The sequence below is a fragment of the Rhizobium sp. Rhizsp42 genome (assembly GCF_047304155.1).
Taxonomy (GTDB): domain Bacteria; phylum Pseudomonadota; class Alphaproteobacteria; order Rhizobiales; family Rhizobiaceae; genus Rhizobium.
In genome coordinates, this window is the sequence record NZ_JBGLYS010000019.1 from 46,762 (window position 1) to 58,747 (window position 11,986).

Genomic DNA, 11,986 nt, shown 5'->3' on the forward strand with positions numbered 1-11,986 from the left:
CTTGCCATGTCCCTCGGGGCTCTTCTATGGTCGGCCGCCTTATCCCGCATGGAGAATTCAGATGGCAGATCTTTCCGCATTCCCGATCACGAAACGTTGGCCGGCGAGCAACCCCGATATCATCCAGCTTTATTCGCTGCCGACGCCGAACGGCGTGAAGGTGTCGATCGCGCTGGAGGAGCTCGCTCTGCCCTACGAGCCGCATCTGATCTCCTTCGGCACCAACGACCAGAAGTCTCCGGAGTTCATGTCGCTCAATCCGAATGGCCGTATTCCGGCGATCATCGATCCCAATGGCCCTGATGGAAAGCCGATCGGCCTGTTCGAATCCGGAGCGATCCTTGTCTATCTCGCCGAAAAGACCGGCAAGCTCATCCCGGCGGATGCTGCCGGCCGCTACGAGACGCTCCAGTGGGTGTTCTTCCAGATGGGCGGCATCGGGCCGATGTTCGGCCAGTTCGGCCACTTCCACAAGTTCGCCGCCGACAAGGTCGCCAACAACTCCTATCCGGTGGAGCGCTATCGCGATGAATCCAAGCGCCTGCTCGGCGTGCTGGAAGAGCGCCTGCAGGGCCGCCAGTGGATCATGGGCGACACCTACACCATCGCCGATATCACCACGTTCCCATGGGTGCGCGGCGCCGACGTCTTTTATGGCGGGAGGGAGCTTTTGGAATACGACAAGTTCCCGGCGGTCATGGACTGGCTGAAGCGCTGCATCGCGCGCCCGGCCAGCGAGAAGGGCCTGAACATCCCGGCGCGCCCGGCCTGAGCCGCCTACAGCGGTCACATGTGTCCATAACGTCAAAAGCCGGCCCACTGGGCCGGCTTTTCCGTGACAGCAGGTAGATTTTACTGGCGGCGAATGGCGGCCTTGCCGGTGTCGGCTTCGATGCGCGGGAAGATGAACATGCCGATCATGCTGCCATTGCCTTCCTCTTCATAGCCGTTCGATTCACCCATGCAGAAAAGCGGCTGGCGGTAGCCGTTTGGCATGATGATCGTGGTCGAAAAACAGAAGGACGAGGATAGCGCCGCGGCCTGTTCGAAAATCTGGACGATACGGCCGCGATCCTTGGGATCGTAACAGCGCATCAGGCTGAGCAGGCCGCATTCGGGTACGCTCAGGCCATGAAGCCGGGCGCTGCGTTCCTGAAGGCGGATCACGCCGCTGGAAAAGTCGCCGACCCAGCTTTCCGATATCGAGAGCTGAGCGAGCATGTCGGGATTGTTGTCGTTGAGTTCCAGCGATCCGCGCAAGAGCGGTGCCGCTGCGGTGGTTTTTGTTATCTTAAACACATTGTTCCCCAGTTTGGGCGCAGCGTTCTCCCATGCTGCACACCCGGCAAACATCACAGATTCAGTCGACGCCGGGCATCATGCTCGGTGGCTGGAAAATAGCGTTCCGAGCGGTCGCTCCGTAAAGTGAGCCCACTCTGCCCAGCCTTTCCAAAATATGCAACTTCTAATTTAATTCAGGATAAGTAACTCTGTCCATGCGTCAATGCAATTCTGAGCGGTGTCGGCGATGCGGCGGCAAGAGCGCCTGAACGAAACGCCGAACACAGCGCGAATCTATAAGTTTTTTTGCAGAAACGGCAATGGCTTTTCACACGCTGGCGTACGCTGACGCTCAACGGTTAACGATCAGAAATAGCGGAAAGGTTGATGAAAACACTGCTAAATAATGCAGAATTGATGGACTTGCGGGCTTTTCAAGCTGCTGACGACAACCATTGGATCGAAAACTCGATTGTTACGGGAATTTGACCCCTCGGTAAAAATCGCCCGTCGAGCAAGCTTCACGAAAGCCTCGCCAAGCTCAACGGCTCGCCATTTGTCTGATTATACGTTTCATCACGTGGTTGAAAAAATGTTGGAGAGAATGTGAGTGCGAATCACAAAACGAAAAGGGCGACCCGAGGGCCGCCCTTCCGTAACTGAACCTGATGGCTCAGACATAAGACCCGAAGGTCTTACATCATGTCCATGCCGCCCATTCCGCCCATGCCGCCAGGCATGCCGGCGGGAGCGTCCTTCTTCGGCAGCTCGGCGATCATGGCTTCGGTGGTGATCAGCAGCGAAGCAACCGAAGCTGCGTTCTGCAGAGCCGTACGAACAACCTTGACCGGGTCGACGATGCCCATGGCGATCATGTCGCCATATTCAGACGTCTGGGCGTTGTAGCCGTAGTTGTCTTCGTTCTTCTCGAGGATCTTGCCAACAACGATCGAAGCTTCGTCACCGGCGTTCTCGGAGATCTGGCGAACCAGGGACTGCAGAGCGCGACGGATGATGTTGACGCCAGCTTCCTGGTCGTCGTTTGCACCCTTTGCGGTGATCTTGGAAGCCGAACGGAGGAGAGCAACGCCACCACCAGGTACGATACCTTCCTGAACAGCAGCGCGCGTTGCGTTCAGAGCGTCGTCGATGCGGTCCTTGCGTTCCTTGACTTCGATTTCGGTCGAGCCGCCAACGCGGATGACGGCAACGCCGCCAGCGAGCTTGGCAAGACGTTCCTGCAGCTTTTCGCGGTCATAATCGGAAGAGGTTTCTTCGATCTGAGCCTTGATCTGAGCAACGCGGCCTTCGATGTCGGACTTGGCGCCAGCGCCGTCGACGATCGTCGTGTTTTCCTTGGAGATCGAAACCTTCTTCGAACGGCCGAGCATGTCGAGCGTTACGGATTCGAGCTTGATGCCGAGGTCTTCGGAGATGACAGTGCCGCCCGTGAGGATAGCGATGTCTTCCAGCATGGCCTTGCGGCGATCGCCGAAGCCAGGAGCCTTGACGGCAGCAATCTTCAGGCCGCCACGCAGCTTGTTGACGACGAGGGTCGCAAGAGCTTCGCCTTCGACGTCTTCAGCGATGATGAGGAGCGGCTTGCCGGTCTGAACGACGGCTTCGAGAACCGGCAGCATAGCCTGCAGGTTCGAGAGCTTCTTCTCGTGGAGGAGAATGTAAGCGTCGTCGAGGTCGGCGACCATCTTTTCCGGGTTGGTGACGAAGTAAGGCGACAGGTAGCCGCGGTCGAACTGCATGCCTTCGACGACTTCGAGTTCGGTTTCAGCGGTCTTGGCTTCTTCGACGGTGATAACACCTTCGTTGCCAACCTTCTGCATGGCTTCAGCAATGTCGTCACCGACCTGCTTGTCGCCGTTTGCGGAGATCGTGCCGACCTGGGCAACTTCAGCCGAGGTGGAGATCTTCTTTGCCTTTGCCTGCAGGTCCTTGACGACTTCTGCAACAGCGAGGTCGATACCGCGCTTCAGGTCCATCGGGTTCATGCCGGCAGCAACGGCCTTGGCGCCTTCGCGAACGATCGCGCGGGCCAGAACGGTTGCCGTCGTGGTGCCGTCGCCGGCGATGTCGTTGGTCTTCGAAGCAACTTCGCGGACCATCTGGGCGCCCATGTTTTCGAACTTGTCTTCGAGTTCGATTTCCTTGGCGACCGATACACCGTCCTTGGTGATGCGCGGAGCGCCGAAGGACTTGTCGATAACGACGTTACGACCCTTCGGGCCGAGGGTTACCTGCACTGCGTCAGCGAGGATGTCGACGCCGCGCAGCATCTTTTCGCGCGCAGAGCGGCCGAACTTTACTTCTTTAGCTGCCATTTTGAGAACTCCTGAAAAGGGGTGTCAGCGAATTACGATGGATGGGAAACCGGCTGATTAGCCGATGATGCCCATGATGTCGGCTTCCTTCATGATCAGAAGGTCTTCGCCGTTGATCTTGACTTCGGTGCCGGACCACTTGCCGAACAGAACGCGGTCGCCAGCCTTGACGTCGAGAGCGACGACCTTGCCGGACTCGTCACGAGCGCCGGTGCCGACGGCGACGATTTCGCCTTCCTGCGGCTTTTCCTTGGCGGTGTCAGGAATGATGATGCCGCCCTTGGTCTTTTCTTCGGACTCAACGCGGCGAACAACGACGCGATCGTGAAGGGGGCGGAAGTTGGTGCTTGCCATTGTCTAATCCCTCGATCAAATGACACTCGCAGGCCGGTATGGCCCACACGGATGGGTGTTAGCACTCTCCTCTGGTGAGTGCTAGCGACCTGCATGTAGGAGCGGCCATCTGGGGAGTCAAGGGAAGCTGTCGTAATTTTCCGACGCCCCATGTCTATAGCCGTTTGATGGCAAAGTTGTGAACCTGCCGACCGTCCGTCGAGGCACGGAAAACGCTTCGATGGTTAATGCCGGAAAGGGCAGGGACAGCGCCTGTCTCCCAAGCGCCGAAATCATGGTCCACATTGTCATAAACCCGTGTCCGGAATTTGCGAAAGGCGAACAGGAAGCGCCGTCTCGGTCGTGCCAGCGGGCCGGGATTGTCCAGCCCCGACGTGGGTGGTATCGAGCGACAGGGGATAGCCGGTAGAGGTCGGCAAAGAGGTGGATGTATATGAGCGTGGACGGAGCGGTGATGGCGGATGACAGCGTGGCATCGGTGCCCTTTGGCGAAGCCATCCGCGTCTGGGCCAGGATCGGCTGCCTGAGCTTCGGCGGCCCCGCCGGCCAGATCGCCCTGATGCACCGGACCATCGTCGATGAGAAGCGCTGGATCTCCGAGGATCGCTTCCTGCACGCGCTGAACTACTGCATGCTTTTGCCAGGCCCCGAGGCGCAGCAGCTCGCCACCTATATCGGCTGGCTGATGCATGGCGTGCGCGGCGGCATCCTCGCCGGCCTGCTCTTCATCCTGCCGGGCTTCGTGGTCATGCTCGGCCTATCCGCCCTCTACGCCGTCTTCCAGGAGACGACCTGGCTTCCAGCCCTGTTCTTCGGCCTCAAGGCCGCCGTGCTTGCTGTTGTCGTCGAGGCGCTGCTGCGCCTTGCCCGCCGCGCGCTGAAAACCCGCGCGCATTACTACATCGCCGCCGCATCCTTCCTGGCGCTGTTCATGCTGAACGCGCCGTTCCCCATCGTCGTCATCCTCGCCGGCCTCACGGGTTTCGCTCTGCACCGCTATGCCCGCCGACACGCGCCGACGCAGGAAGCCAAGGCGCAATCGCCCCTGCGCCAGCCCACGTTTACGACCCACGCCATCGCCCGGCCGCTGCTGGTCCTCGTCTTCTGGATCCTCATCTGGCAGGCGCCGTTGCTCCTCGTCCGCAATCTGCATGCGCCATCCGATCTCATCGCCGAAGCGCTAAGCGGCGAGACCAATGTCTTCGGCGCCCTCTTCATTTTCTTCTCCAAGATGGCGGTCATCACCTTCGGCGGCGCCTATGCGGTGCTCACCTATGTCGCGCAGGTCGCCGTCGGTCATTATGCCTGGCTGCAGCCGGGCGAGATGCTGGATGGCCTGGCGCTGGCCGAAACCACGCCCGGCCCGCTGGTTCTGGTCCTCTGTTTCGTCGGCTTCCTCGCCGGCTACCGCAATCCGCTTTTCATGGCGCCGCTGATGGGCGGCGCGCTCGGCGCCACGCTGGTCGCCTGGGCCACCTTCGTCCCGAGCTTCGTCTGGATCTTCGCCGGCGCGCCCTTCGTCGAGAAGCTGCGCGACAATGTCGGTCTGTCCGCCGCTCTGTCGGCCATCACAGCGGCCGTCGTCGGCGTCATCCTCAATCTGTCTCTCTGGTTCGGCCTGCACGTGCTCTTCGCCGAGGTCGGCCGGATCGCACTTCTGTCGCGCGGCGCGGGCCTCCCCATCGTCAGCCTCGCCTGGCCGCAATGGGCCACGATCGATGTTGCCGCGCTGGCGATCTTCGTGATCGCGTCCGTCCTGCTGTTTTATGTGAAGATGGGCATGGTCAAGGTGTTGGGGCTTTGCGCCGCCGCCGGCCTTGCCATCAAGGGTGCCGAACTGCTGCTCTGAAGGCCGTAGGAGCCGACCAGGTCGCAAGAATTTCATCGTCCCGCATTGCAAAATTTCTTGCCATCGCGGCGGGGCTTTGCGATGTCAGCCCTCATCGAATGAAAACCGGGACTTTGAAATGGCGCAGCGCATCGAGAATTTCGCAGAGATCACCAGCCACTATGATGCGGTGTTCTGCGATGTGTGGGGCGTTTTGCACAACGGCGTCTCGCCCTTCCCAAAGGCCGCCGCAGCCCTGCAGGCCGCGCGCGAGGCCGGCCTCACGGTCGTCCTGATCACCAATTCGCCGCGCATCGCGCCGCTCGTCGTCGATCAGCTCCGCCACATCGGCATCCAGGACGAGGCCTATGATCGCATCGTCACGTCAGGCGATGTTACCCGTGGCCTGATCGCCGAGGGCCCGAAGAAGGTCTTCCTGCTCGGCCCGGATCGCGACATCGCCATCATCGAAGGCATCGGCGTCACCCGCGTTTCCGCCGAGGAAGCCGATTGCGTCGTCTGCACCGGCTTCTTCGACGATGAGACCGAGACGCCCGAGGATTACACCGACATGCTCAAGGCCTTCCAGGCCCGCGACGTGCCGCTGATCTGTGCCAACCCCGATCTGATCGTCGAGCGCGGCCACAAGATGATCCCCTGCGCCGGCGCCATGGCCGCCTACTACGATCAGCTCGGCGGCAAGACGCGCATTGCCGGCAAGCCGCACAAGCCGATCTATGACGCCGTGCTTTCCGTTGCCCGCGAAATGCGCAGTGACCTCAAGATGGACCGCATTCTGGCGATCGGCGACGGCATGCCGACGGATGTGCGCGGCGCCCTCGATTACGGCCTCGATCTCCTCTATATCAGCGGCGGCATCCATGCGGCCGAATACACGCTGAACGGCGAGACCGACGAGGCGATCCTCACGGCCTATCTCGAACGTGAAAAGGCAACGCCGAAGTGGTGGATGCCGCGTCTGGCCTGAGCCGCCCTGTGACCACCTTGTGTAAGCCCGAAGCATCAGTAAAGTCTGCCCGATGACCGTCTTCCATCGCAATGAAACCCGAGAACCCTTGCCGGATCACCTCAGCGGCGGCGTGATCGCCATTGGCAATTTCGACGGCGTTCATCGCGGCCATCAGTCGGTTTTGGAAAGGGCGCTGGAGATCGCGCGGGATCGTGGCGTTCCCGCGCTGGTGCTCACCTTCGAGCCGCATCCGCGCACCGTGTTCCGCCCGCAGGAGCCGGTTTTCCGCATCACGCCCGCGCCGCTGCGCGCCCGCATTCTCGAAGCCATGGGCTTCGGCGCCGTCATCGAATATCCGTTCGACCGTGAATTCTCGCAGCGCTCGGCGGATGATTTCATCCACTCGATCCTCAAGGATTGGCTGGGCGCATCCGAGGTGGTGACCGGCGTCGATTTCCATTTCGGCCGCGGCCGCGAGGGTGGTCCGGCCTTCCTCATGGATGCGGGCAACAAATACGGCTTCGGCGTTACCCTGATCGACACCTTCCGCGACGAGAACGCCGACGTGGTCTCTTCCAGCCGCATCCGCGCGCTGTTGAAGGAAGGCGAGGTCAGCGAGGTTGCAGGCCTGCTCGGCTATCACTACACGGTCGAATCCGAGGTGATCGGCGGCGAAAAGCTCGGCCGCCAACTGGGCTTCCCGACAGCCAACATGCGCCTTCCGGCCGAGGTCGAGTTGAAGCCCGGCATCTACGCCGTCCGCTTCCGCTTCGAGGATGGTACGATGCATGACGCGGTGGCGAGCTACGGCCGCCGCCCGACAGTCACCGACAACGGCGCGCCACTGCTCGAGACCTTCGTCTTCGATTTCTCCGGCGATCTCTATGGCCAGATCTGTTCCGTCTCCTTCTTCTCCTACCTGCGCCCTGAACTGAAGTTCGACGGCCTGGATCCGCTGGTCGAGCAGATGAACCGTGACAAGGAAGAGGCGAGGGCGGTGCTATCAGGCATGCAGCCGATCAGCGCGCTCGACCGCAAGCTCTGCGGTCTCGTCTGACGGTTTATTCCTCCTCCGCATTGCGTTGAAGCAATGCCGCCACGGGATCCTCCGGCTCGATCGTCACGATGACGATCGAGAGAAAGATCAGCGCCGCCCCGACACAGGCCATCACAGGCGGCCGCTCTAGCAAGACAAGGCACGCCCCGATCGCGCCGAATATGCTCTCGCCGGAGACGAGCACCGCCGCCTTCGATGCCGGCACATGACGCTGCGCATAGGTCTGTAGCCCAAACGCGGCCGCGGTGGAGAGAATGCCGAGCATCGCCAGCTCCGGTGCCGCCCGCCACATCATCTCGCCCGTCAGCGGCTCCAGCAGCGGCGCCACCGGCATCAACAGCAGCGCGGCGATTGCGAATTGCACGAAGGCTGAGGTGAACGGCCCGCCATGACGCCGCGCGTGGTGCCCGAGCAGCACCATCCAGAAAGCATAGAAGACGGCGGAGACCAGGCAGGCGACATCGCCCGTGTTCAGCGCCGCGAAGCCGCCGATCCCGTCGGCCATCAGCCCGATGCCGACAAGCGTCAGGCAGGCCGCGAAGATACCCAGCCGTCGCGTCGTCTCGCCGAAATAGACCCATGCCACGACAGGCGTGAGCACGGTTGCTGTGTTGATCAGGAAGCTCGCATTGACGACCGTGGCGTTGACATAGGCCGTCTGCTGTATCGCTATTGCCACGGTGAAGGTCAGTGCAACACGAAGGATGCTTCGCGTCCATCCCGTGCTGCGCGCCCCGTTACGTTCGACGACCGCCAGCGGTAGCATCACCAGCGCCGCGATCAGGCAGCGCAGCATGGTGGCCGACAGCGGGCCCATATGCGTGAGCACCGTCTTTTGCGCGATATTGCCGAAGCCCCAGAAGGCCGCGGCGAGGATCAGCGAGACATAGGCGCTCCGCTTCGACATGGCGGTTCAGACCACGACCAGGCGGTGCGCCGCCGCATGATATGGAAAATCATCCATCGACATGCCCTCCCGAAAAGAGATCGAGCCGCGGATGTCATAAGGGTATCGAGCGCTTGCGGTCGACGGCCGCCGCCGCCGCCCGCAAGCGTCGCCCCTCAAACACCCTGTCTGCTATTTGGATCTGCTAATTGGTATTGTTGGGATAGCGCCGGTCACTGCCGCGGTCGCTATCGATCACATGTTTCATCCGCGCCCCTCTCGCTGAAAACAGGCAGCCTTCGCGCGCGGCGATTTCGCCACGAGCCACCGCCTGGAACCATGTAACGTCAGATTGAAATCAACTTATAGTATATTAGCAATATTTGAATTTAATGTGAAGGCACGCGAGGAAAGCGGCGCGGCGAGGGAACCTCCGCGCCCAAATCGTTATCGGTCGCTCACGAACTGTGTCTTTTTCGCGGCAGAGATGCTTGCCGAGCGAGCCGGCTGGCATATGTCATCTATTTGATAAGACGCGGATAAGCCGCGCCCGATCCGCGAAAGGCACTCTCCCATGGACAAAAGATTTGGAACGGCGGCCTGCTGGCTGCTCATCATTCCCTATATTGGGCTGCTCTGGGTCCCCTTCTACAATTTCCACGATCCTGTGATCTTCGGCTTCCCCTTCTTCTACTGGTACCAGCTCGCATGGGTGCCGATCACCGCCTTCCTGACCTGGATCGCCTACCGGAGCATGCGCAATGACGACTGATCTCAACGTCACGGCGCTCAGCGTCTTTGTTTTCTTCTTCGTCCTTGTCACCGTCATGGGCTTCGTCGCCTCGCGGTGGCGCCGGCCCGAGACCATGGCCCACATCGACGAGTGGGGCCTTGGCGGCCGCTCCTTCGGCACCTGGATTACCTGGTTTCTGGTTGGCGGTGATTTCTACACCGCCTACACCGTCATCGCCGTTCCGGCGCTCGTCTACACCGTCGGCGCCTATGGCTTCTTCGCGCTGCCCTATACGATCGTCGTCTACCCCTTCGTCTTCATGGTTATGCCGGTGCTCTGGAAGCGGGCGCGGGACTTCGGCTATGTCACGGCCGGCGACGTCGTCCATGGCCAATATGGCTCGCGCGGGCTGGAGCTTGCGGTCGCGGCAACAGGCGTCATCGCCACCATGCCTTATATCGCCCTTCAGCTCGTCGGCATGACGGCGGCGCTGAAGGCGCTCGGCCTGCATGGCGAGGTGCCGCTTGCCATCGCCTTCATCGTGCTGGCGCTCTACACCTATTCGGCGGGCCTGAGGGCGCCGGCGCTGATCGCCTTCGTCAAGGACATCATGATCTACATCGTGGTGATCGCCGCCGTTGCGCTGATCCCGTCGAAGCTCGGCGGTTACGCCAATGTCTTCGCTTCCGCCGACGCGGCCTTCCAGGCCAAGGGTTCCGGCAGCCTGCTGCTCGGCTCCAACCAGTATGTCGCCTATGCGACGCTGGCGCTCGGTTCCGCGCTCGCCGCTTTCATGTACCCGCATACGCTGACCGGCATCTTCGCTTCCAACAGCGGCAACACCATCCGCAAGAACGCGGTGCTGCTGCCGGCCTACACGCTGCTGCTCGGCCTCTTGGCGCTGCTCGGCTACATGGGCCACGCCGCCGGCCTCAAGCTCGACAGCGCCAATGACGTGGTGCCGGCGCTGTTCCAGACGCTCTTCCCCAGCTGGTTCGCCGGCTTCGCCTTCGCGGCCATCGCCATCGGCGCTCTGGTGCCGGCGGCGGTGATGAGTATCGGCGCCGCCAACCTCTTCACCCGCAACTTCTGGAAGGCCTATGTCAATCCTCAGGTGACGGATGCGGGCGAAGCAAAGGTCGCGAAGATGACCTCGCTGGTCGTCAAGGTCGGCGCCCTGCTTGTCATTATCTTCCTCCCCACCCAGTTCGCCCTCGACCTGCAGCTCCTCGGCGGCATCTGGATCCTGCAGACGTTGCCGGCCCTGGTCTTCGGCCTCTACACCAACTGGTTCCGCGCCCCGGGCCTGCTCGCCGGCTGGTTCGTCGGCTTCTTCGGCGGCACGCTGCTGGTCTGGATCAACGGCCTGAAGCCGCTGCAGCCGGTGACGATGGGCGAGACCTCGTTCACGATCTATATCGGGCTGCTGGCGCTGGCGGTGAATATCATCGTCGCGGTGGTGGTGAATGCGGTGGTGCCGGGCAAGGCTGTGGCTCGGGCTTGAGCGTGTTGTGAGGGGAGGGCTGCGGGTGAGCCGGCCCTCTACCATGACGTCAAGCGCGAAGCAGCCGACTGTCGAAAGGATAGCGTTTCACGTCCTCGATCACGATTTCGCCGGCCCTGGGATGCGATGGATTGATCAGCAGGTTGCGTGCCTCGGGCATGATGGCCGAGGTGACCCGGATGAGGCAAACGGTCTGATCTTGAAGAAGACGGTCACCAGCCATCCGCGTCCCATTGATATCGTTGAGGTCCACGTCGTCAGCGTCAACGTCGGTGATAGCGATGTCGTCAGGGCAAGTGATCTTCAGCAGCTGAAAATCCCGGGGAAGCTGGCTAACATCGATCTGAACCAGAATTTCAAGCAAGGCTGTTGACGGGTGGTCGCAGCAATAGACAACAGGCGTTCCAATATTGTGCCAACGGCCGGGAGCGACGAGACCGCCGCGTCCGGATAGGTCGGCATAATTGGAAATCCGCCACAGGATCATCGTCAGATATAAATCCCGAAGTCGATCTGATGCAGAGCCTGCTCGACCAGAAGGGCGCCGGTCTCCGATTCCAAAAGATCGATCGGGACGATGCCCTGCATGCCGCGATTGGGCTTGCGGAGCCATCTGCGTGCGATCTCGGGATCGCCGAAGACGCGCTCCGCCATCGTCATGATCCGCACCAGCCGCAGCGCGCTGTCATTTTCTTCGACAGTGAGCGGCTGATGACTTCCGATCCGTCTTGTCAGCGTTCGGCGCGGTGCGACGAGGCGGTAGATTTCATCCATGCTGAAGCCGAGTTGGGTGAGATCGAACACCGACGACCCGTCATAGACGCGCACTTGGCCGTGCGAAGCGATCTTCAGCCGCTCCTGGATTGTCATGGCGTCCTGCTCGGCCGCCTTTGTCGCCACCATCGAAGCCTCCTGTGCCAATTGCCCATAAATATAAGCGCAAATGGCCAGACTGCAAATGCCGCCTTCTGACGGTCGATCTCCTCTTCCTTTTCCCACCAAAAGCGCCTATGAACCGGCGCGATGAACAAGTTCCG

General features: G+C 61.2%; 12 protein-coding genes. 6 read left to right on the top strand and 6 right to left on the bottom strand.

All coding sequences use genetic code 11. The features are described from left to right. Nucleotides 1–61 precede the first annotated feature (61 nt). Nucleotides 62–772, top strand: a complete 711-nt coding sequence (locus tag ACCD05_RS18495; protein WP_112973703.1) for a glutathione binding-like protein — start codon at nucleotides 62–64, stop codon at nucleotides 770–772. Between the two features lie 80 nt (nucleotides 773–852). Here ACCD05_RS18495 and ACCD05_RS18500 read toward each other — a convergent pair whose 3' ends face one another. The 3 genes from ACCD05_RS18500 to groES form a co-directional block, all read right to left on the bottom strand. Further along, nucleotides 853–1,299: a hypothetical protein gene (locus ACCD05_RS18500; RefSeq protein ID WP_047508174.1), complete on the bottom strand. Its 447-nt coding sequence runs from the start codon at nucleotides 1,297–1,299 to the stop codon at nucleotides 853–855. 677 nt (nucleotides 1,300–1,976) lie between these two features. After that, nucleotides 1,977–3,617, bottom strand: coding sequence for a chaperonin GroEL (groL, locus tag ACCD05_RS18505; protein ID WP_018898570.1), 1,641 nt, complete (start codon nucleotides 3,615–3,617; stop codon nucleotides 1,977–1,979). A gap of 57 nt (nucleotides 3,618–3,674) precedes the next feature. After that, entirely contained in the window at nucleotides 3,675–3,971 is a 297-nt protein-coding gene (groES, locus tag ACCD05_RS18510) for a co-chaperone GroES (protein ID WP_018898571.1), read from the bottom strand. Nucleotides 3,972–4,404: 433 nt separating this feature from the next. Between groES and chrA the strand changes: the two genes are divergently transcribed. The 3 genes from chrA (at nucleotide 4,405) to ACCD05_RS18525 (ending at nucleotide 7,826) form a co-directional block, all read left to right on the top strand. Next, entirely contained in the window at nucleotides 4,405–5,820 is a 1,416-nt protein-coding gene (chrA, locus tag ACCD05_RS18515) for a chromate efflux transporter (RefSeq protein WP_413394494.1), read from the top strand. Nucleotides 5,821–5,938: 118 nt separating this feature from the next. Next, nucleotides 5,939–6,787, top strand: coding sequence for a TIGR01459 family HAD-type hydrolase (locus tag ACCD05_RS18520; RefSeq protein ID WP_413394496.1), 849 nt, complete (start codon nucleotides 5,939–5,941; stop codon nucleotides 6,785–6,787). Nucleotides 6,788–6,839: 52 nt separating this feature from the next. Beyond that, nucleotides 6,840–7,826 carry a bifunctional riboflavin kinase/FAD synthetase gene (locus ACCD05_RS18525; RefSeq protein WP_413394498.1) on the top strand — a complete coding sequence of 329 codons (987 nt, stop codon included), beginning with the start codon at nucleotides 6,840–6,842 and terminating at the stop codon, nucleotides 7,824–7,826. Between the two features lie 4 nt (nucleotides 7,827–7,830). Here ACCD05_RS18525 and ACCD05_RS18530 read toward each other — a convergent pair whose 3' ends face one another. Beyond that, on the bottom strand, nucleotides 7,831–8,733 hold the full coding sequence (locus ACCD05_RS18530; RefSeq protein ID WP_413394500.1) for a DMT family transporter: 903 nt from the start codon (nucleotides 8,731–8,733) through the stop codon (nucleotides 7,831–7,833). Between the two features lie 553 nt (nucleotides 8,734–9,286). Here ACCD05_RS18530 and ACCD05_RS18535 point away from each other — a divergent pair. Together ACCD05_RS18535 and mctP are read left to right on the top strand one after the other, a co-directional pair. Further along, complete coding sequence (locus ACCD05_RS18535; RefSeq protein ID WP_112425106.1) at nucleotides 9,287–9,484, top strand: DUF3311 domain-containing protein; 198 nt, start codon at nucleotides 9,287–9,289, stop codon at nucleotides 9,482–9,484. After that, entirely contained in the window at nucleotides 9,474–10,949 is a 1,476-nt protein-coding gene (gene mctP, locus ACCD05_RS18540) for a monocarboxylate uptake permease MctP (RefSeq protein ID WP_413394502.1), read from the top strand. Before ACCD05_RS18535 ends, mctP begins: the two co-directional genes overlap by 11 nt. A 49-nt stretch (nucleotides 10,950–10,998) precedes the next feature. Here mctP and ACCD05_RS18545 read toward each other — a convergent pair whose 3' ends face one another. Together ACCD05_RS18545 and ACCD05_RS18550 are read right to left on the bottom strand one after the other, a co-directional pair. Continuing rightward, the gene (locus ACCD05_RS18545) at nucleotides 10,999–11,436 is read right to left on the bottom strand and encodes an RES family NAD+ phosphorylase (RefSeq protein WP_413394504.1); all 438 of its coding nucleotides are present in this window, start codon (nucleotides 11,434–11,436) and stop codon (nucleotides 10,999–11,001) included. Between the two features lie 2 nt (nucleotides 11,437–11,438). Beyond that, nucleotides 11,439–11,852, bottom strand: a complete 414-nt coding sequence (locus ACCD05_RS18550) for an antitoxin Xre/MbcA/ParS toxin-binding domain-containing protein (RefSeq protein ID WP_413394506.1) — start codon at nucleotides 11,850–11,852, stop codon at nucleotides 11,439–11,441. Nucleotides 11,853–11,986 lie beyond the last annotated feature (134 nt).